Annotated in this window: 18 protein-coding genes; 1 reads left to right on the top strand and 17 read right to left on the bottom strand. The window is 54.1% G+C overall.

Annotated elements, in window-relative coordinates; genetic code table 11:
* Positions 1 to 158: 158 nt before the first annotated feature.
* The 10 genes from KTQ90_RS05870 to KTQ90_RS05915 form a co-directional block, all read right to left on the bottom strand.
* Complete coding sequence (locus KTQ90_RS05870) at positions 159 to 1,178, bottom strand: C1 family peptidase (RefSeq protein WP_217317577.1); 1,020 nt, start codon at positions 1,176 to 1,178, stop codon at positions 159 to 161.
* Between the two features lie 146 nt (positions 1,179 to 1,324).
* Complete coding sequence (locus KTQ90_RS05875; protein WP_217317578.1) at positions 1,325 to 2,113, bottom strand: DUF3108 domain-containing protein; 789 nt, start codon at positions 2,111 to 2,113, stop codon at positions 1,325 to 1,327.
* 22 nt (positions 2,114 to 2,135) lie between these two features.
* On the bottom strand, positions 2,136 to 4,100 hold the full coding sequence (locus KTQ90_RS05880; protein ID WP_217317579.1) for an Ig-like domain-containing domain: 1,965 nt from the start codon (positions 4,098 to 4,100) through the stop codon (positions 2,136 to 2,138).
* Between the two features lie 172 nt (positions 4,101 to 4,272).
* Positions 4,273 to 5,778 carry a GH3 auxin-responsive promoter family protein gene (locus KTQ90_RS05885; protein WP_217317580.1) on the bottom strand — a complete coding sequence of 502 codons (1,506 nt, stop codon included), beginning with the start codon at positions 5,776 to 5,778 and terminating at the stop codon, positions 4,273 to 4,275.
* The gene (locus KTQ90_RS05890; protein ID WP_217317581.1) at positions 5,778 to 7,634 is read right to left on the bottom strand and encodes a 4-hydroxy-3-methylbut-2-en-1-yl diphosphate synthase; all 1,857 of its coding nucleotides are present in this window, start codon (positions 7,632 to 7,634) and stop codon (positions 5,778 to 5,780) included. Before KTQ90_RS05890 ends, KTQ90_RS05885 begins: the two co-directional genes overlap by 1 nt.
* Entirely contained in the window at positions 7,631 to 7,786 is a 156-nt protein-coding gene (locus KTQ90_RS05895; RefSeq protein ID WP_217317582.1) for a hypothetical protein, read from the bottom strand. The genes KTQ90_RS05890 and KTQ90_RS05895 overlap by 4 nt, the downstream gene beginning before the upstream one ends.
* Before the next feature lie 49 nt (positions 7,787 to 7,835).
* Complete coding sequence (gene purE / locus KTQ90_RS05900) at positions 7,836 to 8,339, bottom strand: 5-(carboxyamino)imidazole ribonucleotide mutase (RefSeq protein WP_022158739.1); 504 nt, start codon at positions 8,337 to 8,339, stop codon at positions 7,836 to 7,838.
* Positions 8,340 to 8,361: 22 nt separating this feature from the next.
* Positions 8,362 to 8,979, bottom strand: coding sequence for a phosphatase PAP2 family protein (locus KTQ90_RS05905; protein WP_022158740.1), 618 nt, complete (start codon positions 8,977 to 8,979; stop codon positions 8,362 to 8,364).
* Between the two features lie 2 nt (positions 8,980 to 8,981).
* Positions 8,982 to 10,559, bottom strand: a complete 1,578-nt coding sequence (gene rpoN / locus KTQ90_RS05910) for an RNA polymerase factor sigma-54 (RefSeq protein WP_217317583.1) — start codon at positions 10,557 to 10,559, stop codon at positions 8,982 to 8,984.
* A gap of 217 nt (positions 10,560 to 10,776) precedes the next feature.
* A complete protein-coding gene (locus KTQ90_RS05915) occupies positions 10,777 to 11,433 on the bottom strand; it encodes a hypothetical protein (protein WP_217317584.1) in 657 nt (218 codons plus the stop codon).
* 289 nt (positions 11,434 to 11,722) lie between these two features.
* Between KTQ90_RS05915 and KTQ90_RS05920 the strand changes: the two genes are divergently transcribed.
* Positions 11,723 to 12,625 carry a hypothetical protein gene (locus tag KTQ90_RS05920; protein WP_217317585.1) on the top strand — a complete coding sequence of 301 codons (903 nt, stop codon included), beginning with the start codon at positions 11,723 to 11,725 and terminating at the stop codon, positions 12,623 to 12,625.
* Between the two features lie 439 nt (positions 12,626 to 13,064).
* Here the strand turns inward: KTQ90_RS05920 and KTQ90_RS05925 are convergent, their stop codons facing one another.
* From KTQ90_RS05925 to KTQ90_RS05955, 7 genes are all read right to left on the bottom strand, one after another.
* Positions 13,065 to 13,697, bottom strand: a complete 633-nt coding sequence (locus tag KTQ90_RS05925) for a non-canonical purine NTP diphosphatase (protein ID WP_217317586.1) — start codon at positions 13,695 to 13,697, stop codon at positions 13,065 to 13,067.
* Between the two features lie 75 nt (positions 13,698 to 13,772).
* Positions 13,773 to 14,768, bottom strand: coding sequence for a YitT family protein (locus tag KTQ90_RS05930; RefSeq protein ID WP_217317587.1), 996 nt, complete (start codon positions 14,766 to 14,768; stop codon positions 13,773 to 13,775).
* Between the two features lie 14 nt (positions 14,769 to 14,782).
* Positions 14,783 to 17,731, bottom strand: coding sequence for a leucine--tRNA ligase (locus tag KTQ90_RS05935; RefSeq protein WP_217317588.1), 2,949 nt, complete (start codon positions 17,729 to 17,731; stop codon positions 14,783 to 14,785).
* A 438-nt stretch (positions 17,732 to 18,169) separates the two neighbouring features.
* Complete coding sequence (locus tag KTQ90_RS05940; RefSeq protein WP_217317589.1) at positions 18,170 to 19,450, bottom strand: histidine-type phosphatase; 1,281 nt, start codon at positions 19,448 to 19,450, stop codon at positions 18,170 to 18,172.
* Positions 19,451 to 19,483: 33 nt separating this feature from the next.
* A complete protein-coding gene (locus KTQ90_RS05945; RefSeq protein WP_217317590.1) occupies positions 19,484 to 20,623 on the bottom strand; it encodes a porin in 1,140 nt (379 codons plus the stop codon).
* A gap of 53 nt (positions 20,624 to 20,676) precedes the next feature.
* Positions 20,677 to 21,465, bottom strand: coding sequence for an acid phosphatase (locus tag KTQ90_RS05950; protein WP_217317591.1), 789 nt, complete (start codon positions 21,463 to 21,465; stop codon positions 20,677 to 20,679).
* Positions 21,466 to 21,675: 210 nt separating this feature from the next.
* Complete coding sequence (locus tag KTQ90_RS05955; RefSeq protein WP_217317592.1) at positions 21,676 to 24,834, bottom strand: ligand-binding sensor domain-containing protein; 3,159 nt, start codon at positions 24,832 to 24,834, stop codon at positions 21,676 to 21,678.
* Positions 24,835 to 24,993: the final 159 nt, after the last annotated feature.

Consider the following 24,993-nt stretch of genomic DNA (forward strand, 5'->3'; position numbering starts at 1 on the left):
AAATATAGCTAAATGTCTGTTTGAGTGATATTTTGAACGTGTAATAAACGTTAAAATCTGTCGCATTTATGAATCAAAAAAAATGTTTGCGCAAACATTTGCGCAAACATTATGTGTTATAGTCCTATACATGTCTTTTTGTATGCAGCACCTGTGGCTTACATATTTATGTTCTTCACGACGATGGCTATGGTCTTCATCATCACGTACTGCTCCGAGAGGTACATGAGTCCGCCGTACTGGTTGCCTGTTCCCCACGAATTCTTGGCAATGTAGTAGCGTTTGCCGTTCTCGTCGTGGGCTATACCTATGAGCACCATACAGTGGTCGTCGGTGGTGTGGTGGTTCTCAAACTCTATCTGTCGCTGCTTCTGCGTGTAGGTTCGCTGCTTGGTGAGTTCCGCCACGCCGCGCTTGAAGTCGAAGCCCACTTCGCTTGTGTCGCCTTCCCAGCATACGGGGTGTCCGGTGCGCAGCGAGCGTTCTATGCGCTTCATCATCACGTCGATGGGCACGTTGTAGTATAGCTCGTTGCTGTAGTTGTCGGGCACTTCGAGCACGAACGCCTCGCCGAAGCGGTGGTGGGTGAAGCTCGTCATGGCGAGATATTCGCCGCGCATGCAGACGCTGTGGGCGAACTCGAGCGGTGTGTATTCGGCTCCGAGCATGTACACCTTCTTGGGCAGCGCTCCTATGCGCTCGTCGAAGAGTCGTTCTGTGCGTTGCTTCATCTGGCTCAGGTTGCGCGACGAGTTGGAGAGCATCTCCAGGCGTTTCGTGAGGGCGTTGTAGTTGATGTCGCGCGCATGGTAGGAGTCGTAGGGCATGATGCCGTATTCGTCGAGCAGGCGCAGCAGCAGCGGCGCCGTTCCGCGCAGCGTCATGCGGTTGAAGCCTTTCGAGAGGAAGTGGAAGCGTGCCTGCTCGTCGAGCTGGTAGCGCGCTATGTAGTCGACGGAGAGGTTCACCGAGTCGCCCATCTGTATGTGTTCGCTCTCGATGGTGGCGAGCATGGCGTACGCCCAGCAGAGCGAGCTGTGGTCCTGGTCCTTGACGGGCGTGTAGCCGAGCAGCACTTCGTTGGTGAAGCGCTTCTTCGAGGAGTTGAAGTTCTCGCGTTTCAGGTCGCAAGAGGTGATGGTTGCGAGTGTGACGAATAGTATAATGAGTTTGCGCATAGAATGTTTTTTGATAGGGGGTGCAGTTGTCTCCGCTCGGCTTTGCCGCTTGCCATAGCAGGAACAGCACCATTTTTGACTGGTTGATGCAGTTCTTGCTCTGGCAAGCGGCAAAGCCGAGCGGAGACAACTGCACCCCCTGATGATTACTTCACGCCCTTCATGCCTGAGAGGAACGCTTTTGCGACGCCGAACTTCAGGAACATATCCAGTCTTACCGGCACATGATGTACGTCGTCCGTAACGTAGAAGCGCGTGATCTCCTTCTCCTTATTGCCTTCGTTCTCGATATACGAGAGTTGCAGGCAGCGGTACTTCACGCCGTTGTCGGCCTTGACGGTGGTCTTGCCCTTGTATTCGAGGATGGCGTTGATGATCTTCGGTCCGTCGGTGATGGGTATGTGTATGCGCTTGCCCTTCTTCCAGCTCTCGGGGTTGAACGAGCGTGCGCGCAGGAAGATGCTCATCATGTCGTAGGCGCACGCCGTGCGGTTGAACTCGTTCCATACGTGCTCGCCGTTGTTCTTCTGTCGGTGCAGCTTCACGTGCTGATGGTTGTTGCTGTACGAGTAGAACGCCTCGTCTACGGTGTAGCGCTTACCCTCGCGCGCTCCTTTGCGATAGTAGAGTGGTTCGAGGTCGAGCGTGTTGTAGCAGAGCAGCGTGTCGCGCATCACGAACATCTTGTCAAGCGTCTTCGACGTGCGTGTGATGAGCGCCATGCGCAGCGCCGGCTTGCCGTGATAGTTGCTCTTCACTACCGACATCGACGCCGTGCCTGCTTTCACCCATACGAACTGCCAGTTGTAGTAGAGGTTATAAGACAGGAACTCGCCCGGCTTTACTGCCGTGTTGCGGTACTTGCATTGTGCCGTTGTGGTCTGCAGACCTGCCAATAGCAGGGCTACGACGAGGAGGAAGTGTCTGGTCTTCATATTATTTCTATTTTTTTGTAATTCAGAACGGATACGCAATGCCCATTTTCCGCGCTCTTTCCATGTTGCGCTGTTGTATCTTGCGTTGGCGTTCGCCCTTTTGTTTCTTTATCTTCTCGGGTTTCTGCTGGTCGAGCGGTTTCTCGTTGATGTTCCAGTTGAGCGTTACGTCCCACTTCGCCTTGCACTCTATCTCGTACGGATAGTAGAACACCTCTTCGGGTTGCAGGTTGGCGCTGTAGTCGCCCGTGTCCCACACGCCGTTGTTGTTGCGGTCGACGAACAGGCGGGCGTAGTATTTGCCCGGTCGTACGTAGTAGAACGCTGCCGTTGAGTTGGTTGTGTGCACGCTCTTCACCGACTTGTCTTCGCTCGTGAGCAGTTCGACGACGAGGTTCTCGCCATTGAGTTGCGCTATGTTGAGCACCAGACTGCTGTAGTCGTCCATGGCGCCCACCTTGAAGCCCTTCTTCAGCTTCTTCGACGCGTTGCCGTAGATGTCGGTGAAGGCGAGCGAGTCGATTTCGAGGCTGTATTCTATGCCCGGACGCCACTCGGCGCGCAGCATGTACTGGCGCTTCGACTCTGCGGTGGCTATGCTGTCGCCCCACATCTTCTGCTTCACTGGCTCGAAGCGCAGCGGCGCTACGTACCATAGCGTGTCGTGCTTGGCGTAGAGGTGAATCTTAGACGTGTCTGCTGAGGCGAGCGGCGTGTCGAACTCGAAGTGCAGGTTGCGGTCGGGGTCGAGTTTCGAGTCTACGGCGAGCTTGAACTCCAGTTCCTTCGGCGGCATCACGGAGTCGTACGCCTCGCCGCGCTTGCGCTTCTTCTCCTGCTGCTTCTTCCAGCTCTCCAGCTCCTTCTGCGCCTCCTTCAGGCGGCGTTCGTAGGGCTGCTTAGAGAGAATCTGCAGCGTGTCGGTCTGCGGCACGAGGTTGCCCAGCGTGTCGGTCATCTCGTAGGTGAGGGCGAGGCTGAGCGTGTCCTGATTGACGAGCGCCGTGTCGCGCAGCCAGTAGGTTATGGTGTCGCGGCGCACAGACGGCTCTATAAGGAGTCGGTCGGTAGCGTCGAAGTTGAGTGGCTTTATCTCGGGCAGCTTCTTCGAGCCGTAGCTGAAGAACAGCGTGAAGCGGTCGGGCTGCAGGCGTTCCGACTTGAGGAAGAATCGGTCGGTCTGCACGTGTTCGAACGCTCTGAGCACGAGGTCGTCGGGCGTGAAACGTATGTATCCCGTCTGCTTTATGTCCTTGATATGCAGCGAGTCGAGCCAAAGCGTGTCCTGTCGCAGGGCGTCGCAGAACGCGGGGCGTATGGTGTCGTGCGAGAAAGCCATCTGCTCGCTCTTCTGCGAGAACATATAGTTGCCGTCCTGGTCGTTGAGGGCGTAGATGCGGTAAGCGCCTGGCGCCACGCCCTTTATGACGAAGTGTCCGCGCGAGTCGGCACGTGCCACGCGCAGCATGGGCATCTTCATGAAGCACGAGTCGCCCATCTCGGCGTACAGACCCACGAGTATGCCCTTCACCGGTTCGAGGTTCTCAGCCGCCACCACGGTGCCAGCCACTTCGAGCGTGTCGATATGGTCGCCCGTAGAGAAACTGTAGGTGTAGTTGCCCATCGGGTTGCCCTCGTTGTTGTCGGAGATGGCGTCAGAGAAGTCGACGGTGTACGTAGTGTTGGGCTTCAGCGAGTCCTTCAGCTCCACGCTGATCTTCTTGCCCGAAGCCTTTATCTCCGCCTGCTCAAGCTGCGGCGGCGACACCACCACCTTCTCCGACGCGTTGTCGAGCTTTATGAACTCGTCGAAGTAGATGTTCACCTTCTTCGCCTGCACGTCAGTGCTGCGGTCGGCAGGTGTCGAGCCTATCACATGCGGCGGCGTCTCGTCGTACCATCCTCCGTCGGGGCGTCCCATGCGGGCGCACGACGAGAGCAGCGCGATTACACCTATTATATATAGTATGTTTCTTAGTTTCAGCATTTGGCTTAACTTCTTGTTTTTTTAATTTGTTTCATACAATACGTTGGTGCACTTCTTCAGGGGGTGCAGCAGTCTCTGCTGCACCAACCAAGCAAACGGTGCATTTCTGCTCGGTTGGTGCACTTGAGACAAGTGCACCCCCTACAAATGTCACCACCTCACCACAACAACATCACTTCACCCCCATTATCTCCTCAATGGTCTTGCGGTTGTTAGAGAGGCGCGGTATCTTGTGCTGTCCGCCCAGCTTGCCCTTAGAGCGCAGCCAGTCGTCGAACTGACCTTCGCGCGCAACGACAACCTCAAGCGGCTGCAGCGTGATGTCGTGGAAGCGCTTCGCCTCGTAGTCGGAGTTGATAGCCTGTAGCTGTCGGTCGAGCAGTTCGGCAAACTCGCTGATGTTCTCAGGCTTCTTCGCGAACTCGATGAGCCACTGGTGGCGGCACTTCGCGTTGGCGTCCATGAACACCGGCGCCGCCGTGTACTCCTTCACCTCTGCACCAGTCTGCTGGCAGGCATAGGCGAGGCCCTTCTCGGCGTTGTCCTGGATAAGCTCCTCGCCGAAAGCGTTGATGAAATACTTCGTTCTGCCCGTTATGACGAACTTGTACGGGCGCACCGACGTGAACTTCACCGTGTCGCCAATCATGTAGCGCCACAGACCGCACGACGTGCTGATAAGCATGGCGTAGTTCTTGCCCGTCTCCACGCCCTCGAGTGGCACGATGTTCGGGTTTTCAGAGTCGAACTCGTCCATAGGCAGGAACTCGTAGAACACATCGTAGTCGAGCATCAGCAGCATCGACTTGTCCTCTGGGTCGTTCTGTATGCCGAAGAATCCCTCCGAGGCGTTGTACGTCTCCATGTAGTGCATGCGGTCGCTCTTTATGATGTGCTCGTACTGCGAGCGGTAGGGCGTGAACGCGATGCCGCCGTGGAAGAACACCTCCAGGTTGGGCCACACCTCGTCGAGGCGCTCCTTGCCCGATAGTTCGAGCACGCGCACCAGCACACTGAGCATCCATGAGGGCACACCCGAGATGTTAGTCACGTTCTTGTTGAGACATTCGCGCGCAATGCGGTCGCGCTTCACCTCGAAGTCGCTCAGCAGCGCCGTCTGCTTCTTCGGCACACGCACGAGGTTCACGAGCGGGTTGATGTTCTCTATGAGAATGGCGCTGAGGTCGCCCACGAGCGAGCCAGCCACGTTGTAGTTTGGCGAGTGCGAACCGCCTAAGATCAATCCCTTGCCGTCGAACATGCGGCTCTTCGGGTTATTCTGCAGGTAGAGCGCCACCACGTCGGTGCCGCCCTTGTAGTGTATGTTCTTCAGTCCTTCAGCCGACACTGGTATGAACTTGCTCTTGTCGTTCGTAGTGCCCGACGACTTGGCGTACCACTTCACCTTTCCCGGCCACAGCACGTCAGCCTCGCCGTGTCGCATACGGTCGATGTCGGCCTTCAGCTCCTCGTAGGTATTCACGGGCACGTTGCGCACGAAGTCGTCGTAGCCCTTTGTCGTAGCGAAAAGATGGTTTCTGCCGTACTCGGTGTTGGCGGCAGCGCGCAGGAGGTGCTGCAACACATTATGCTGCAGAGCCTCCGGCTCGTTGAAATGTTGTTCCAGCTTATGCTGTCGGGGTGCGAATGCGTATCGTGCAATGCCAGTTAAACTCATTATTTTTCCTTTCTGTCTTCTTCTATAAATCTGAGCAGATGTTCCACTGCCTCACTCTCCGGTATGGCTTTCTCCACGCACATCTTCTGCTTGTAGAGCGAAATTTTTCCCGGTCCGGCGCCCACATAACCGTAGTCGGCGTCAGCCATCTCGCCCGGTCCGTTCACGATGCAGCCCATGATGCCTATCTTCAGGCCCTTCATGTGCGCCGTAGCCGCCTTTATCTTTGCGATGGTAGAGCGCAGGTCGTAGAGCGTTCTGCCGCAGCCAGGGCATGAGATGTATTCGGTCTTCGATGTGCGCAGACGAGCCGCCTGCAATATTGCGAACGCTGTGTCGGTAAGGTCGCGCACCGCGATGTCGCCGTTGTTCATCAGCCATACGCCGTCGCAGAGGCCGTCAATCATCAGCGCGCCCATATCGGCTGCCGCCTCAAGCTGCAGGTCTGCCTTCTCGGCGCTGGTGTGACTGTACATCTGAGCGAACACAACGGGGTTGAACAAGCCGTTCGACCACAACTCGTGAGTAAGCGCACGCTGCTCGCCGAGGCGGTTCTGCTGGTTCGACACAGCAACAACCACTACCTCCGGGTGGGCCTTCAGGCAAGCCATGTACTCCTCCGACGGAGCGCCGAGCTGCAGCACGAGGAACTTAACATCTGCCTTCACTCCGCCCACGAACGGCGTAGCGTTGTACGGGAAGATAGGGTAGGTGTTCGGCTCGCCGGTGTATGCGTTGAAGTCGACGATGTATTTCTGTCCGTCGCGGCGGTTCTTGGGCAGCTTGGCACCGCAGTAGATATAGTCGGGTGTCATATCGGGGTTGAACTCCACGCTCTCTGCGTCGTCGTTCTGTCCGAGCGAAGCTATCACCACCGGCACATTCGAGCCGCCGATGTATCCCATAGCGCGAGTGGGGCGGCGCTCAGGACGCACCCAAGAGAAGTCCTTCGCCTCTGTGCCTGGCACGAGAGTGTGTCCGGCACGCTTCGTGATATAGTCGACGAGGTGGCGCGCAACGGGTATCTCTGCCTCCGGCTCCTCGCTCAGACTCACGCGGATAGTGTCGCCGATGCCGTCGGCAAGCAGTGCGCCGATGCCCACCGCACTCTTGATGCGTCCGTCCTCGCCTTCGCCAGCCTCGGTGACGCCGAGGTGGAGCGGGTAGTGCATGTCGGCGTTGTCCATCTCGGTGATGAGCAGACGCACCGTGCGCACCATGATGACGGTGTTCGACGCCTTGATGCTTATCACTACGTTGTCGAACTGCTCCTTCTTGCAGATGCGCAGAAACTCCATGCAGCTCTCGACGATGCCTTCCGGCGTGTCGCCGTAGCGCGACATGATGCGGTCGGAGAGCGAACCGTGGTTCACGCCGATGCGCACCGCCGTGTGGTGTTCGCGGCAGATGTTGAGGAAGGGCACGAAGCGGTCCTCCAGTTTCTTGAGTTCGTCGGCATACTCCGCGTCGGTGTACTCAATCTTCTTGAACACGCGCGCCGGGTCCACGTAGTTGCCCGGGTTCACGCGCACCTTCTCTGCGTACAGCGCAGCCACGTCAGCCACATTGGCGTTGAAGTGAACGTCGGCAACGAGCGGTGTGGTGTAGCCGTCGGCACGCAGTTGTGCGTTTATGTTCTGCAGGTTCTCAGCCTCTCTGCGGCCCTGCGTAGTGAGTCGCACGAGTTCGCCGCCTGCCTTTATGATGCGCTCAGCCTGAGCCACACACGCCTCCGTGTCGTTGGTGTTGGTTGTGGTCATCGACTGCACGCGTATCGGGGCGTCGCCGCCAAGCTGTATGTCGCCTACCTGAACGGGTGAGGCTTCGCGGCGGCGGTAGTTGAAGAGATCAATCATGATTTTTGATGTTGTTGTGTTGAGATGTTGAGGTGGTGAGAGATGTTGAGGTGGTGAGATGGTGAGGTGGTGAGATGGTGAGGTGTTGAGATGGTGAGGTGTTGAGAGATGTTGTTGTGTTGAGATGTTGAGAGATGTACTATTGTCACCACATCACCACATCACCACAACAACATATCACCATCTCACCACCTCACCATCTCAACACTTGTATTCATACTTCACCTCAGCGAGCTCCTTGTTCGCCTTTTCTATCTTCTCTCCCAAGCCAGCCTTGTACTGAGCCATCTTTTCTGCGATGCCTTCGTCGCAGAGCGCAATCATCTCGCAAGCGAGGATGGCTGCGTTCATGGCTCCGTTCACGCCTACTGTTGCAACGGGTATTCCCGGGGGCATCTGTATGATAGAGAGCATGGCGTCGAGACCGTCGAGCATACCCTTGATAGGTACGCCGATGACGGGCAGAGTGGTGCTTGCTGCGATAACGCCGGGCAGAGCTGCTGCCATGCCTGCTGCGGCAATGATTACCTTAACGCCACGCGCCTTTGCGCCCTTAGCGAAACTTTCTACTGCGTCCGGTGTGCGATGAGCAGAGAGGGCGTTCACTTCAAACGGCACCTGCATGTCGTTCAAGAACTTGCATGCCTTTTCCATAACGGGCAGGTCTGATGTGCTGCCCATGATGATGCTAACTAATGGAGTCATAATATTTTATTGTTTTTTATTGTTATAATCCTAATATTATTACGAAGGCGATGAGCACGCCTACGCCGAAGCCCGCCGTCACTTGCGAAAGGGTGTGCTGTCGGAGTATTATGCGGCTGGTGCCGACGAGCCCTGAGAGCACGAGCGAGAAGCAGAGCCACGTGATGGGGTTGAACATGAAGATGAACGAGAAGGCGAGCAGAGCGCCCACCACGCCACCGATGGCTGCGGTGTGCGTCGATATCTTCCACCACACGTTTATCAGAGCGCACACTATCTGTATCACGAGTGCCGCCATGAGTATGTTGCCCATGAAGTGCGGAATGTTATACAGTCGCATTACGTAGAAGCATGCGTAGTAGCTCACTATCGAGAGCAGATAGGGCACCACGCGGCGCTCCTTGCGGCTGAGCTGTATGAGAGTCCAGCCGTGGTAGTTGCGGTAGAGCTTGATGAGCATTGTGGGCATGAGAATGGTGAAGAAGTAGACCATAGCGAGCACGCTCAGCTTGTACCCCCACGGCATCTGACTGAGATAACTGAACGTGAAGAGTACGGTCATCCCTACCAAAGACAGATAGAACGGGGTGAACACCGCGCTCAGGGCGCGGGCTGCGAGGATAATGTTCTTTTCTTTCATAATTAGTTCTTTCTCATTCTTGCCACCGGTATGCCCAGTTGCTCGCGATACTTCGCCACGGTGCGTCGTGCGATGGGGTAGCCGAGCTTCACGAGCGCCTCTCTGAGAGCGTCGTCGCTGAGCGGTTTCGCCTTGTCTTCCTTGTCGACGAGTTCTTTCAGCGCAATCTTTATCTTGCGTGTAGACATCTCCTCGCCGTCTTCGTTGGTGTAACCGTCGCTGAAGAAGAAGCGCAGCGGGTAAGTTCCCCAGTTGGTCTGCGCGTACTTCACGTTGCTGACGCGCGATATTGTGCTTATGTCGAGTCCCGTGCGGTCGGCGATGTTCTTCAGAATCATCGGCTTGAGGTCAGCCTCGTCGCCGTCCTGGAAGAACTTGCGTTGCCAGTCGATGATAGCCTGCATGGTGAGCGTGAGCGTGCGGTAGCGCTGCTTTATCGCTTCTATGTATCCCATTGCGCGCTCCACCTTCTGCTTTGCATAGAGCAGCGCTTCCTTTTCGCGGCGCGACATCTTCTCCTTGTTGTTGCGATAGGTCTCCATGAGTTCGCTGAACGACGAGGAGACGCGCAGCTCCGGTATGTTTCCGTTGTTTATGTAGAACGACACGTTGCCGTTGTCGTCGGTGTCGATGATGAAGTCGGGCGTAATCTGCTGCACGTTTCTGCCCTCGGTCTCGCCGAGCGAAGCGCCCGGTTTGGGGTTGAGTCGGCGCAGCTCCTCCAGCACGCGCTGTCCGGTATGCTCGTCCACGCCCAGCAGCTGCGGAAGCTTCTCGAAGTGCTTCTTCGCGAAGTCGTTGAAGTGCTTCTTTACGACTGTCGTCATCAGCTGTTTCATTCTGTCGTCGGGTCGGCGTTCTATCTGTAGCAGCAGACACTCCTGCAGCGAGTGCGCTCCGATGCCAGCCGGGTCGAAGGTCTGCAGGATTCCGATTATGCGGTCGATGTCCTCCACGTCGCAGTAGACGCCCTGATAGATAGCCAGTTCGTCACATATCGACTGGCTGTCCTTGCGCAGCAATCCGTCGCTGTCGAGCGACCCGATGATGTATTCCATTATCTTCTGGTCGTTCTCCGAGAGGTCTATCTCGCCCATCTGCTCCTTCAGCTTGTCGTAAAACGAGCGCGTGTCGCCGTATACCATCTCCTCGTAGTCGGCAGAATCGGCACCGTAGGCTCCGGTGTAAGCCGCCGTAGGCATGTCTTCGTCGGAACCGGTCATACGGTCGAGCGCATTGTTCAGCGCCGACTCGCGTTCCTCTCGCTCTGTGTGAGCGGCGAAGGCGTCCGCCTCGGTGTCCACCTCGTCCATGTCGCTGCCGTTGCTTTCGCCGCCGTTGCGACTGTCGTTGTCTGAAGAGGAAGCGTATGCGGGGCTGTCGTTGCTGTCGTATGAGGTGTTCGAGTCGTAGATGTCGTCGTCTGCCTTCACGAGCGCAGGGTTGTCGTCGAGCTCCGCGTTCACGTTTTCTTCAAGCTCCGTGACGGGCATCTCGAGCATGTGCACCTGCAGCATCTGCTGTTGCGTCAGGCGCTGCAACTGCTGCTGCTTCTGTTCCTGGGTTTGTATTAGTTTCATAATATTTCTGGTGGCGTTTAGGCCTTTCTAAGCCTCTTTAGGCCTTTCTAAGCCATTGTTGACTAAGCCTTTTTAGGCGGCGTTTAAGCCTTCCTAAGCCTCTTTAAGCCTTTCTAAGCCTTTGAAAATTCAAAACTGAATAATTCCTAATTGCGGCGCAGCCGCAACAATTCAAAATTCAAAATTCAAAATTCAAAACTCTTCCGAGCCGTTCGGCTTAGGCGCAGCCTTTGAAGTACTCCTTTAGCCTCTCCACAGTAGTGGTGAGCACCTCGGGTGCTTCGTTGCTGTATCTCTGCCAAACCAGCTTCGCCTCGTCGTTGAGGGGCGAGTGGGGCAGCGGTTCGCGTTTCAGAATGGGGTCGAATGTCTGGTATATCTTCAGCACATCTACCACCTCTTCGGGCTTCAAGCCCAACAGACGCGCCATATCCTGCACCTCCGGCGTCTCGCTCACCATAGTGTTCGTCATCAGCTGGAAGTAGAGGCTGAGGATGATGGTGAGCATCACCGGCGTCAGCTTCTGTTCGGCGTCGATAGGCAGATAGTCGTGCTCGAAGGGCAGCGTCATATCCATGCCGCTGTAGAAGGCGTTGCCGAAGCCGAACCCCGCCATCTGCCTGAGCCGCTTCACGTCGCGTGCCAGTCGGCGTGGGTTTTCGGCGTACGTGTCCCATAGACGTTGCAGCGAAGGCGTGGCGTGCTCTTCGAGCGCCACCATCTGCTCCTGCAGCGTCTTCGGCGGAATATGCAGCTCGAGCGCCAGATCTACCACGGGGCGCGAGTATTCCGACTTAACGCCTGCCGGACTCTTCTGGTAGAGCTGCACGATAAGCAGCCAGTAGTCGTCTGTCCAAAGAGGATGAATTGCCATATATTATATTAATAATGTATTGTTTAATGCTTGCAAAGTTACAGAAAGTCTTGCACATAAGGGCACGCCCGCCATACTTTTTTTGTGCAGGAGTAAAGAGTTGTTAAGGTGTTTTATGGTGCTCTGAGCGCTTTTCGGGGACTGTTTCCAGTAAAATCGCAGTTTTTCTTGCAATTTTACAGCATAAAAAGTCAGTTTGGTTGAATTTTTTAAAAAATTATTGCAAAACATTATCGAATTGCAATTTATTTTGTACTTTTGCGGTTAGTAATTTTAAAACTTATAGACTATGAAGAAAACTTTACTCTCATTGGCAGCAATGTTGCTGCTCGCAGGTGGTGCTTCGGCACAGACAGCAAAGTCGGCTGCAGTTTATACTGACAAGGTAGACGCAACTCCGGTTAGCGTTGTAAAGAAGGCAAAGGCTCCTATGATGAAGGAGGGAGAAGCTAAGTATGTGACTCTTGGCTTCGAAGGTTCAGCAAATCCTGCTATGGTTTGGGGTCCGTACAATTGGACTTCAGCAAGTATGATTCTTTCTGCACAGAACAATGGTGATAACTTTGATTTCTCTGAATTGGCAGGTTACAAGATCGTAGGTCTTAACTTCGCTGTTGTAGGTTCTATGGGTGAAGAAGCTGGTATTTTAGGTCTTATATTCCAAGATGAAAATAGCGAGCCTGTGCAGTTGGGCGCAATGGTTGAAGAGGGTTCTTATGATATTTGTGATTTTAATCAGCAAACAGGTGAGTTGGGCTTGGTATGGAATTCACTTCTTTTTGCAAATCAGTATGAAATCACTGGTGAAGAGTTAGCTTTCTACTATGGTTTCGGATACACACCGACTGGTGGCAACGGCAAGTCGTTGGATGACACTCCTTTCCTCTTGGGTAAGAGCTCAGATAAGGGCGTAGATGGTATGTGCATGGTTTACGGTCAGCCGGATGCAAGTAGTAAAGAGGGTATGTACACTCTGAACAAAAAAACGGATAAAGAAGGATACTGCCCTTGCATGCAGCTCATCCTCGAGAATCCGAATGGCGAGACCGTTATCCTCGGTCTGAATGGTTCTGACAAGCCGGTTGCTGTTCAGTACTTCTCACTCGACGGCAAGAAGCTCTCTGCTCCTCAGAAGGGCATCAACGTTGTTAAGATGAGCGACGGCACATCTAAGAAGGTGCTTGTTAAGTAAATATCGGAAAAACATATATAAAATGGAAATCCCAACAGAGGGCTGCCTCTGTTGGGATTTTTTTTAGGGGGTGCACTTGTCTCAAGTGCACCAACCGCGCAGAAATGCATCGTTTACTTTGTTGGTGCAGCAGAGACTGCTGCACCCCCTGGAAGTGCACCAACCGCGCAGAAATGCACCATTTACTTTGTTGGTGCAGCAGAGACTGCTGCACCCCCTGGAAGGCACCAACCGCGCAAGCACTGCACCAACCGAGCTAACCATAAGAGGTTATGTTGAGGTATGTGGGGGATGTGTCAAAACTCAATTAACGCGGGCTGAAAGCCCAACATCACATTTTTAGTTTTACCGGACAGCAACAGATTTTTTTTGTGCTTGCTTGTGAAGGTTTTATTGAACCATTGGTTTTGGGGATGTGCAAAACTCGCTATGGTTGTATTTATTTGAGGTATTCGGCGAGCTTCGCAACGGCGCGTGCTCGGTGCGAGATGCCGTTCTTGATGTCCATGCCGAGTTGTGCGAACGACTCCTCGTAGCCTTCGGGCACGAAGATAGGGTCGTAGCCGAAGCCCTCTGTGCCCTGCTTCTCGCGCGATATGGTGCCGCGCACGATGCCCTCGAAGAGCGTGTAGTCGGCAACGTCGCTGCGGCGTGCGAGAGCTATCACGGTGCGGAACTGCGCACGGCGGTCGTTGCTGTCGCCCAAGCGTGCGAGCAGCTTCTGCATGTTGGCTTCAGAGTTGTGGTCGGTGCCTTCGGCGTAGCGTGCCGAGTGGACGCCCGGTTCGCCTCCAAGCTCGGGCACTTCGAGGCCCGTGTCGTCGGCGAAGCAGTCATAGCCGTAGTTGTCTACTACGTAGCGCGCCTTCTGAATGGCGTTGCCCTCAAGCGTGTTGGCTGTTTCGGGTATGTCTGCGTGGCAGTTGATGTCTTCGAGCGAGAGCACGTCGAAGCGGTCGCCGAGTATGGCGCGTATCTCCGAGAGCTTGTGCTTGTTGTTGGTGGCGAAGACTATAGCCCCACCCCGTCCCTCCCCGTCGGGGAGGGTGTATGATTGCTGTGAATTGTTCATTGTTGTTTTTTTAATAAGCTTTTCTAAGCCTTCTTAGGCCTTTCTAAGCCTTTGCTGACTGCTGACTAAGCCTTTCTAAGCCTCTTTAGGCCTTCCTAAGCCTTTGCTGACTAAGCCTTCCTTAGCCCTCCCCGACGGGGAGGGTTGGGAGGGGCTCTTTACCTTAACCTTTATCTGGTCGAATCCCTCGCCGTAGACGCCGATGACGCTGCTCTGCGACACGAAGGCGCGTGGGTCTATCATCTTGATGAGGCGGAAGATGAGCACCGACTCGCTCTTCTTGGCGAGCAGACATATCACCTTCATCTCCTTACCCGTATACCATCCGTGACCGTCGAGGATAGTGAGCGTGTGGTCGGTCTTCTTCGTTATGGCGCTTGCTATCTCCTGATACTTGTGCGAGAAAATCATGAACTGCACCGACTGCCGTTGCACGCTCATCACGTAGTCGAGCATGGTACACTCGATGACCATCGTACACAGACCGAACACCACCATCTGACAGCGCTGCGGGAACGGACCGAAAGAGTCGATGGCGAGACAGCTGCCGATGATGACGAGGTCGACCATGATGAGACCCTTGCCGAGCGACACATTATAGTGTTTGTTCACTACGGCAGCGATGATGTCTGTTCCACCCGTGCTGCCGTTGTTCAGGAACACTATCGCCAGTGACGTGCCCGTGAGCATACATCCGATGATGAGCGACATGAAGTCGTTGCCTTCGCCCATGAGCTTGTAGAAGGTGCCGTCGGGCATCTCCACAATCTTCTGCGCCAAGTCGAGCATCACGGTTATGGCTATCGTGGCATAGATGGTTTTGGCAAGGAACTTTATTCCAAGCTCCTTCAGAGCCGCCACGATGAGCACGGCGTTGATGATGAAAAATGTCCATTGAACTGGAAATTTAGTGGCATAGAACACGATGGCTCCGATACCGGCGATGCCTCCGGTTACAATTTCGTATGGTAGTAGGAAAACTGTGAAGCCGAAGGTGTAAAGCATCAAGCCGAGGGTGATGTTGAAATAGTCCTTTGCTTCTTGCCAGATAATTTTGCGGTCGATGGTCATAGGATTTATATTTGTTATTTTATAACGACATTCACGATCTTCTTAGGTACGACAATCACCTTCACGACTGTCTTTCCGTCGAGATACTTCTTGCTCTGCTCGTCGGCGAGCACAGCAGCCTGAATCTCGTCGTTGGTAGCGTCGGCAGCGAACTTCTTCTGGAAGCGTGCCTTGCCGTTGAACGACACGGTGAGCTGCACCTCGCTCTCTACGAGATACTGCGGGTTGAACACGGGCCACTGAGCGTCGCATACGGTCGTGGTGTTGCCTAAGGCGTGCCACAGCTCCTCTGCGATGTGCGGAGCGAACGGTGCGATGAGCACCACGAGCTGCTCGAGCACCTGCTTTGAGCGGCACTTCTGCTGTGCCAGCTCGCCCACGGCAATCATGAACGCCGAGATAGAGGTGTTGTAAGAGAAGTGTTCGATGTCCTCAGTCACCTTCTTTATGAGCTTGTGCAGGCTCTTGAGGTTGTCGGCTGTAGGCTCAGCGTCTGCGGGCAGGAACTCGTCGGTGCGGTTCTCGTAGAACAGCGCCCAGAACTTCTTGAGGAAGCGGAAGCAGCCGTCGATGCCGTTGGTGTCCCAAGGCTTGCTTGCCTCCACCGGACCGAGGAACATCTCGTACAGACGCAGCGTGTCGGCGCCATACTTCTCCACGATCATGTCGGGGTTAACGACGTTGAACATCGACTTCGACATCTTCTCTACAGCCCAGCCGCAGATGTACTTGCCGTCCTCGAGCACGAACTCGGCGTTGGCATACTCCGGTCGCCATGCCTTGAACGCCTCGATGTCGAGCACGTCGGCGCTCACGATGTTCACGTCTACGTGTATCGGTGTGACGTCGTAGTCCTTGCGCAGGTTATATGATACGAATACGGGAGCAGCCTCTCCCCCCGCCCTCTCCGAGGAGAGGGAGCCGTTAGCTGTAGAGGCAACTCCGTTCTCCCCCTGGGGGGAGTTAGAGGGGGCTGTGCGGTTTACGCGGTATACGAAGTTGGAGCGACCCTGAATCATGCCCTGGTTGACGAGCTTCTGGAACGGCTCTTCCTTGCACGACACGCCGAGGTCGAAGAGGAACTTGTTCCAGAAGCGCGAGTAGATGAGGTGGCCCGTAGCGTGCTCGCAGCCTCCTACGTAGAGGTCTACGTTCTGCCAGTAGTTGTCGGCGTCCTTGCCCACGAGGCATGTGTCGTTGTGCGGATCCATATAGCGCAGGTAGTAAGCCGATGAGCCGGCGAAGCCCGGCATGGTGTTCAGCTCGAGCGGGAAGACGGTCTTGTTGTCCACGAGTGCCTTGTCTACCACCTGGCGTTTCTCCACGTCCCACGCCCACATCTTGGCGCGTCCCAACGGCGGCTCGCCGGTCTCTGTAGGCTTGTATGTCTCAATCTCGGGCAGCAGCAGCGGCAGGCAGTCCTCGGGCACCATCTGCGGCATACCGTCCTTGTAGTAGACCGGGAACGGCTCGCCCCAGTAGCGCTGACGCGAGAAGATAGCGTCGCGCAGACGATAGTTGACCTTCACGCGGCCCATGCCCTTCTCCGTCACGAACTGCTTTGTCTTTGCGATAGCCTCCTTCACGCTTAGTCCGTTGAGCGAGAAGCCGTCCAATGTCTCCTTGCCAGCGGCAGGCGAGTTGCAGACGATGCCCTCCTTGGCGTCGAAGCTCTCCTCCGACACGTCGGCGCCCTCGATGAGCGGCGTGATAGGCAGGTTGAAGTGCTTGGCGAAGGCATAGTCGCGCGAGTCGTGCGCCGGAACAGCCATAATGGCTCCCGTGCCGTAGCCTGCAAGCACGTATTCTGAAATCCAGATAGGAATGTTCTCGCCGGTGAACGGGTTCACGGCATACGATCCGCTGAACACGCCCGTCACGTTGTGGTTTGCCATGCGGTCGAGCTCCGTGCGCTTCTTCACGTACGCTAAGTACTCGTCCACCTCAGCCTTATGCTCTGCTGTGGTGAGCTGCGCCACGAGTTCGCTCTCCGGCGCCAGCACCATGAACGTTACACCGAAGATAGTGTCGGCGCGAGTGGTGAAGATTGTTAACAGCCCCTCTCCGTCTCTCCCCGTTGAGGAGGGGGCTATTCTGAACTGCATCTCCGTACCCTCACTTCTGCCTATCCAGTTCTTCTGTGTCTCCTTGATAGAGTCGCTCCAGTCGACCGTGTCCAGACCGTCGAGCAGGCGCTGCGAGTAAGCCGATGTGCGCAGACACCACTGCTGCATCTTCTTCTGCACGACGGGGAAGCCGCCGCGCTCGCTCACGCCGTTCACCACCTCGTCGTTGGCAAGCACCGTGCCCAGACCGGCGCACCAGTTCACCATCGTCTCGCCGAGGTAAGCGATGCGGTAGTTCATGAGCGTCTTCTGCTGCTCCACGTCGCTCATGGCGCGCCACTCTTCTGCTGTGAACTCCAGATGCTCGCTCTCGGCGACATCCAGACCCTCGGTGCCCTTCTCGTTGAAGTGCTCTACGAGCTTCTCAATCGGCTCTGCCTTCTGGCACGAGTTGCAGAAGAACGAGCCGAACATCTTCTCGAACGCCCACTGAGTCCAGTGGTAGTACTTCGGGTCGCAGGTGCGAATCTCGCGGTCCCAGTCGAACGAGAAGCCGATGTTGTCGAGCTGCTGACGATAGCGTGCGATGTTAGCCACGGTAGTCACCTCAGGGTGCTGTCCGGTCTGTATAGCATACTGCTCAGCGGGCAGTCCGTATGCGTCGTAGCCCATAGGGTTGAGCACGTTGAAGCCCTTCAAGCGCTTGTAGCGTGCGTAGATGTCGGATGCGATATAGCCAAGCGGATGGCCTACGTGCAGACCGGCTCCCGACGGGTAGGGGAACATGTTGAGTACGTAGAACTTCTCCTTTGCAGGGTCCTCAGTGGTGTGGTAAGTCTTGTCCTTCACCCACTGGCTCTGCCATCTCTTTTCTATTTCTCTGAAGTTGTATTCCATTGATTTTATACTGTTTTTATGCAAAGTTACGTCTTTTTCTTTATAAATAGGTGGGTTTGCATGTAAAAAAATATTGTGCGGTGGCGATATGGCGTTCAGCTTGTCTGATATTGGCAGTAAAAACCTCACGAAAAGTCATCGTCACCCGTACGGAATCCAATCGGGCGGCGTACGGAATCTGATCGGGCGGCGAACGGAAACTGATTGGACGGCGGACGCAAACGGTGGCACACTTAGGGGGTGCACTTGTCTCCGCTCGGCTTTGCCGCTTGCCAGAGCAAGAAGTGCACCAACCGAGCAAGAAAGCCCGTCTTAGACCACATTATCAGTTTTACCGGACAGCAATAAAAAAAATCCGCAACACCTGCTGTGCAGGCATTGCGGATAAAGGATTATTTTATTGTGCTTCTATTATTAACATGCTACTACAAAAGGATGTTACTTGATGTCGTCGTAGGCATTCACTGCCTGCTCGAAACGCTCGTTAATCTGCTCGAACGAGTAGAGGCCGTCGGCGTTCTTCTGGAGGCCCTTGAACGAGAGCGGGAAGACCTGCGGAGCATGGTCGGGGTCGAGCGGTGCGTTATGCTGCAGCTGGTCGGTGCTCTGGTATACGAGGTTAACGCCTACGTACTCCTTGCCCGTAGCCTTCTCGATCCACTTCTCGTAGACCACCTTGCTGCCTATCGGCGTCACCTTCTCGATAGAGTTGGGCAGACTGTAGCGCTCAACACCGAGAGCCGCGTTGACGGATGCGATGTTAGAGTCGTGACCGCAGAGGAACGTGAACTTGCGGTTCTTCGAGTTAAGCTCGTCCTTCATGTACATCAGCAGCGGGTGAGCCACGTTTGCAGCCACGATAGGCGCTGTGAAGAGCACGTCGCCGTACACATCCTTCACCTTGGCTATAGAGGTCCAGTCGTCGCGTGTGAGTTTCTCGCCGAACGCCGCCTTGTCGGCGTCGGGCTCCTCGTAATACTGCAGGATGAAAGCGTCGGAAGCCGAGTTGAAGTTCTTCATCGTGCCCTTCATGCCAGGCTCCTTGCCCTTTACGAGCGTAATCTGTGTGTCGTCGTACTTCACGTCGCCCAGCTCCTTGTAAGCCTCGCTCTGGGGATAGTCGAGCGTGCGCGATATGTTGCGGTAGCTCTCCTTCAGGCTCTTAGCCAAACCGACAAGACCAGCCTTTCCGCCCAGCGCGTTGATCTGCTCCATAGCCTTTGCCTTGAACGCGTCGCTCACCTTTGTGAGCACGGGGTTGAACACGGGGTCCATCGTAGAAGGCGTGTAGCGGTGGTTCACCTTAACGCCACCTACCGGCATGAACGCCGTAGAGAAATAGGCAGCGGTGGCGATGCAGCGCTGCATGGAGTTGGCGTAGACGTTCACCTCGTCAACAGAAGGAACCTGATTCTCCTTGAACAGACCCTCGCTGACGGTCCACTTTCTGAAGAACTGGCCCATCTCGGTCTCAAGAACGCCGCCCTTCAGCGTCAGTTCGCTGGCAGCCGAACTCCAGTTGGTCCACTGGTGGGTAGTCATCTTGCTCAACGCAGAGCCGTTGGTAGACAGCGGGCTGCGTATGTTGTGGCGCGAAAGCACAACCACCTCCTTCAACTGATACTTATCGTGGAACGCAGCCGAACGCTGCACCTGAGCAAAGACTGATGCAGGAAGGATAGCTGCAAGCAGAATATAAATAGCTATAAACTTTTTCATATCTCACGGGATGCTTTAATTGAACATGTTTTTTTAGAATTTGAACTGGAGACGTGTCTCAATAACGCGGAAAGTGTTCTTGTTGAAGCCAGAGTAGTCGCTCTCGCCGGCACGTACGATATGACCGCTCACACGCCAGATCATATACTTGTTGATGTAGTAGTTCATGGTAAGAGCCCAGTCGCTGAGCTTGCCACCATGGAAACCAGCCTTCGCATCGTTCATGTCGGTGTAGTTGTAAGCTGCAACAAGCTCCCACGACTTCGGGGCAGGAGTGGCGATGCCGGCATCGTTCTTCACATACTCGTACTCGTTGTTGAGAAGGAAGCGCAGGTTGCCGTAAGCACCCCATGCATTGTAGCTCTTGGCGTCGCCCTTACGGTCTACGTTCATGAAGATGTACTGACCCTCAATGCCTACATGACCCTTGGCTGCCATAAGTTCGCCAGAGAACTTGAAGTCGTTCTTCGCATCGGTAATCTTAGCACCGATGGCGTTGATGCCCGCTACGCGTACTGGATAAGGCGCCTTGAACTCCATGTTAGAACGGTTTTCGGCTGCAAGCTCATAGTTCAAGCCGATGCCTACGTGGAAGAGGTTGCCCTTCTCGATGAGCGGATGGTAGACCAAACGGGTGAGAAAGCCCGAACCCTGATAGCCCGTGTGGTTGGTCTGCTTCTTGAACGACTGGGCGTCGGTATATACCGAACCCGTACCCATGAACTTGTCGTCGCTATGCTCGTACATCAAACCAACAAGACGACCGCCCACACCGAACGCAGAGTGGGTCTCAGGCTCCTCCATAGAGACCTTGAAGCTCGAAGACGTAGCGCTCTGGTAGCCGAACTGATGAACGAAGTAGCCGCCACGCAAGAAGTTCTGCTTGTTGAAGTTGTACTGGATGAAGATATCCTTCGGAGAAACCGAACCGCGGGCATAGCCGATATCTGCCTTGCCTTCCCACTTGCCGTACGAAACCTTCATGCCGATACGTATGTCGGGAACGTTCACACCGTCTACACACTGCTCGTCTACAGTCTTGTTGGAGCTGTTCAGAAATGCAGCATCCATAAGGATACGGCCTGAAGGCTTGACGACGAGCTTATTCTCCTGCGCATTTGCAGCAGCCGCAAAACCCATGACGAGGGCTGCAGCCATTATATATTTTTTCATATTCGTTTTTTAGGATTCTAATTGTCAGGCAAAATGGTTTGCCAGCCGTTCTTTTACTTCTTGTCCCACGGAGTGGCTACAAACTCGCTCTTCTTTACCTTGCCCTCCTTCACGAGCTTTGCAAACTCCTTCTTGGCAGCCTCAAGACACTTCTGGAACTCCTTGTTGGCGTGCAGACGAGCTACGACAGCCGAAGCCACAACGCGTGCGGCGTCAACGTCGCTCTGCCAGTGATAGCCACAGATGACGCGGCTCTGACCCATCTCGAAACCACGCTTCAGTATCTCGTTCTGACGGTCGGGGTTGATCTCTGCGAGCACCAGCGCCTCAGCCCAGCCTATCGTGGTGTGGCCAGACGGATAAGAACCGTTTGTAGACAGCTCGCCCTCCTGCTTAGAGTTGCAGGTAGGCACGTTGTAGTATTTGAACGGGCGTATGCGGTTATAGTATTTCTTTGCGCTGCGTGTGGCAAGGTCGCCGGCATCCTCGCGCATCTTGTATACGAGCTTGTAGATAGCTGGAGTCTCCTCCTTGGTGATGCGTGTGCCGAAGGCGTCGGAGAAGTTCATAGCCACATCCTCTACGTTGGCGTCGGCAGCAGCCTGGTCGCCACGCGGAGTGTTGCGCTGCTTCAGACCCCAATAGTAGCGGGCCTCGTCGTTGAACCACTGAAGACTGCCAATCTCTGGTGGAGGAGGAAGAAGATCGAGCGAACTTGCCTGCTCTCCGTCCTTAAGGAAGAACAAGTCGGGATTTGTTCTGACATCTTTGATGTTTGTCTGCGCAAAGGCAGAAAAGCAGAACACTGCAAGAGCAGCCACTAAGAATTTTCTTTTCATCATAATGTTTTACGTTATTAAGTTTTTTAGAATAATTGTCGCTTTCAATAGATCGCTTGCTTGAATAGGTCGCTTGCGAATTTTGATGCTGCAAAGTTATAGATGAAAAGCAAAAAAAAAAGTTGCATCCGATGATTACAACGTTTCATCGAAATGCAACTTTTTACAAATGTCTGTCTGTAAGACGTTTAGAAGAATGTGGTGTTTGCGAAGTTATTCTATCAGTCTTAATATGTATGACGCTAAGGAAGCCGGATGGCGCTCTACGTACTGTCTTATTTCGTTTTCCGAAGGCTTAATCTTGTTCTTCAGCAGTCGGCTAATAACCGGATTAAGGTTGCCAACAACGCGAAGCATGCCCGGAATAGCGGTGCGCTTCACCTTAGCGTCGGCGATGAGAAGCATGAGCACCTTTGCCTGCTGGTTGTCGAAGCCGTTGAACTTAAGGATGCTGTTCACAAGACGCGGGTCGGTGTCGCTCATGCAAGCATAGATGTCGGCAATGAGCAGGCTGATGTTGTGAGTAGCCTCGTCGGAACGCGTCGCTATCTCGCACTCAAGACGCTTCTCGTCTACCTGCACTACCCGTTCCTCGTTCTCGCTGATAGCCGTGCGACGTATGAAGGTGTACTTATCCATCTCTTTCTGCAGTCGGCAGCGTAGCACGACCTGCTCAATGCGGCGGTCGGTATGCTTGAGCTGGCGCAGCAACGTCAGACGGTCTTGCTGCTGCATGTCGGAGGTGACGCTGTCGAGCTGCATCCTTACAGCCTCCACGACATGGTCGTTGGCGTCGTTGGCGTCGAGCCGTTTCGAGCGCGAAGCGAAATAGGCGCGGAGCGTCTGGAGCGCATCGTCGAGGAATAGGCGGTTGTATCTGCGGCGTATCTCCTGCAACTTGCCGTCAAGACTCTCCATAGGATCGGTTGTGAGAAGCTGCTTGTATTCGTCAATCTCTGTAAGAATGCCGTCCGACAGACCCTTTATAATAATGACATCGCGAAGCTGGAACATATAGCCGCTAAGCTCCTTCTGCACCTTCTCATAGGCGGAGAGCCACTGCTCGTTGGCGAGAGCCTGGCTGCGGAGCACTTCAATATCACCGTTGCTTAGGGCACGTTGGCTGTTGTCGGCGAGAAGTTTGCTGTCCGCAATCTCGAGTGAAGCCAGACGTTCGCGCTGCTGGTCTATCTTCTTGAGGAGCATGAACACATTGCTTCTGTTCATGCGCATGAGAGTGTCGGAGATGGCGGCAATCTTCTCGTTGTTGGCTTTCCAGCTATGGTGCTTGCCCAATCCAATCTCGGCTATATCCTTGTATAAAGCAAGAATCGTGCTCTTGTAGTCGTCGGAGAACAGATTGCTTACCGACTCGATGCCGGCAAGTCGCTTCTTCAGTTCCTCCTTGCGCACCCTGATAGTGCGTGTGGCAAGATAACGGTAGAAGCGGTAGCCGACAAAAATGGCAGACACGATGAGCAGCAGGCACACGATGGTGACGACCATTCTTCTGCGGGTGACGGAGCTGTTCGTAATCTTCACCCATTGGGCTTGGTTTTCCTTGCCCGCTGTGAACGTAAGCACGCCCAGCTCACAACCTAAATATACCTTGTCGTCTTTCACCACCGATGCCTTACGCTCAAAACTGATGTCTTGATAGTAGTAGCCGGCAAGAACGAGGCTGTCGGCTTTCTTCACATACTTACGGATGCCGAACTCGGGCAAGGTGTATACGACGCTGTCGCCGATAACGAACATGTCGCTCTCAGCCTTGGCGTCAATAGCTTTGTCGCCGTCCTTTATCAGCAGAGAGTTGCCAGCAAGCACAATCATCTGCGGCGGAAACTCCTTGGTGATAGCCATGCTGCGTATGTTCTCCATGCCGCTGGTTCCGGCAATCGGCTTGTATCTGCCGTTGCTGCCGTAGAATATGCCGTGGTTGAGCGTGGTGAGATAGAGGTTGTTGTCTTTAGACTGCTGGTAGAACTTGGTGATGTACTTGTCGTTGAACGATGGTATGGTGTCAATATGCCTGCTTTCGGGCTCAATCTCTATAAGTCCGTCCTGTATGCCGAGATACAACTTCGGCTTGTTGTCTACGGTCATAAGTCCCATGGAAGTGATTTTCGACTGCGAGTCGTAAACCATTTGGCTGTGTGAAAGCAGAATATTGCGTATGAAGTAGGAAGTAAGGCTGACTTGCTTCAAGTCGTGGTTGCTGGTAACATAATACAAACATCCGTTGTAGATACGCGAGTCGACAATAGGTGCCTCGCGGATAAAGTCGAAAATCTTGTAGGCTTTATCCGAACCGTTGGGCTGAAGGAATATCTCGTTATGCGCGTTTATATAATAAATGTCGCCATTCTCGTCGGTTGCAGCCGACATGATGGCAGCATTGTCATTGAACACGCTTTGGTGTACCGGAACCTTCCAAACGGCGTTTTCGGTAGCTATGCACACATGGTCGTTCTTCTTAGCCGAAACGATAACGTTGTTGCATGACATCGGAATGTTGCGGCGGAGAGAAATAGTGTAGAACTTTTCCAAATCGCGCGTTAGAACAGCCGTGCTGTTATCAAGAAAACAGTAGGCTCCGCCAACATAATAAAAAAGATTGGCATGAAACTTAAGATCTACCTCGCGCTTCAGCGAACCGTCCTTATGCTCGATGTAGAACTTGTTGCCAGCAAGGATATTGGTCTCGCCATCAATCACGCTGACGAAGTTGATGCGTTCGCCCTTATGAGAGACACTGGTCTTCATGGATGCGACGTCTATATGCAGCAGACCGTTCTGTGTAGCCACAAGAACCTGATTGGCGGCAGAACGGCAGATGGTTTTGGTAACAAATGGGTCGCCGGAGTGATAATTGCCGCCATTCGGATAGATAGGCTTCAAAGCCGAATCGGCACTTCTAAGATTTAGCGTGTACACACCCTGACTGGTGGCAGCAAGAAGTAGCCCGTCTTCTTCCATAATGTCGTAGACGGAATAATGCTGACCTTTCTTAGGAATGGTATATTCGGCAAGGCATCTGGCGCTATTGCCGGCTATCTCCCATTTGGAAAGACCGGCATTGCGTATTGCTATCCAACAGATACGCTTATCGCCGTCGCACTGCTGGGTGTACACCTTGTAGATTCGGTTGCTACCCACCTGGTACTGGCGTCTATCGCTGTTGTTCGAGAAGATAATTTCTCCAAACTCGGTGCCTACCCACACGACAGAGTCTCCCTCTGCAGATATTGATGAAAGACAATTGTTAAGATAATATTCTGATTCGTTCAGGGATGGTTCTTTCTTCTCATTGCACGACACCAGGAGCGAGGCGGTCAGTATAGTGAGAATGAAAGAGAATAGATTTCTCATAGTTTTTATACTTGCATAGTGTGGTGCTTGAGCATGGACTGTGTCTGTACGGTAATCCGTATATTGCCGTACAGACACAGTCCATGCTCCATATTCTATATTTAACCTGTTGGCGGAATTAATTTAGTGCATACTTAATTCTGCCAATGGGCTTGTCGT

This window comes from Leyella stercorea (assembly GCF_019052365.1).
In the GTDB taxonomy this organism is placed as follows: domain Bacteria; phylum Bacteroidota; class Bacteroidia; order Bacteroidales; family Bacteroidaceae; genus Prevotella.

Excerpts from the sequence above, each read along its gene's own strand:
- KTQ90_RS05885 (WP_217317580.1), bottom strand. The coding sequence starts at position 5,778 with ATGAGTTTAACTGGCATTGCACGATACGCATTCGCACCCCGACAGCAT.
- KTQ90_RS05935 (WP_217317588.1), bottom strand. The coding sequence starts at position 17,731 with ATGGAATACAACTTCAGAGAAATAGAAAAGAGATGGCAGAGCCAGTGG.
- KTQ90_RS05875 (WP_217317578.1), bottom strand. The coding sequence starts at position 2,113 with ATGAAGACCAGACACTTCCTCCTCGTCGTAGCCCTGCTATTGGCAGGT.
- rpoN (WP_217317583.1), bottom strand. The coding sequence starts at position 10,559 with ATGAAACTAATACAAACCCAGGAACAGAAGCAGCAGCAGTTGCAGCGC.
- KTQ90_RS05950 (WP_217317591.1), bottom strand. The coding sequence starts at position 21,465 with ATGATGAAAAGAAAATTCTTAGTGGCTGCTCTTGCAGTGTTCTGCTTT.
- KTQ90_RS05955 (WP_217317592.1), bottom strand. The coding sequence starts at position 24,834 with ATGAGAAATCTATTCTCTTTCATTCTCACTATACTGACCGCCTCGCTC.
- KTQ90_RS05915 (WP_217317584.1), bottom strand. The coding sequence starts at position 11,433 with ATGGCAATTCATCCTCTTTGGACAGACGACTACTGGCTGCTTATCGTG.
- purE (WP_022158739.1), bottom strand. The coding sequence starts at position 8,339 with ATGACTCCATTAGTTAGCATCATCATGGGCAGCACATCAGACCTGCCC.
- KTQ90_RS05930 (WP_217317587.1), bottom strand. The coding sequence starts at position 14,768 with ATGACCATCGACCGCAAAATTATCTGGCAAGAAGCAAAGGACTATTTC.
- KTQ90_RS05880 (WP_217317579.1), bottom strand. The coding sequence starts at position 4,100 with ATGCTGAAACTAAGAAACATACTATATATAATAGGTGTAATCGCGCTG.
- KTQ90_RS05925 (WP_217317586.1), bottom strand. The coding sequence starts at position 13,697 with ATGAACAATTCACAGCAATCATACACCCTCCCCGACGGGGAGGGACGG.
- KTQ90_RS05920 (WP_217317585.1), top strand. The coding sequence starts at position 11,723 with ATGAAGAAAACTTTACTCTCATTGGCAGCAATGTTGCTGCTCGCAGGT.
- KTQ90_RS05940 (WP_217317589.1), bottom strand. The coding sequence starts at position 19,450 with ATGAAAAAGTTTATAGCTATTTATATTCTGCTTGCAGCTATCCTTCCT.
- KTQ90_RS05890 (WP_217317581.1), bottom strand. The coding sequence starts at position 7,634 with ATGATTGATCTCTTCAACTACCGCCGCCGCGAAGCCTCACCCGTTCAG.
- KTQ90_RS05870 (WP_217317577.1), bottom strand. The coding sequence starts at position 1,178 with ATGCGCAAACTCATTATACTATTCGTCACACTCGCAACCATCACCTCT.
- KTQ90_RS05905 (WP_022158740.1), bottom strand. The coding sequence starts at position 8,979 with ATGAAAGAAAAGAACATTATCCTCGCAGCCCGCGCCCTGAGCGCGGTG.
- KTQ90_RS05945 (WP_217317590.1), bottom strand. The coding sequence starts at position 20,623 with ATGAAAAAATATATAATGGCTGCAGCCCTCGTCATGGGTTTTGCGGCT.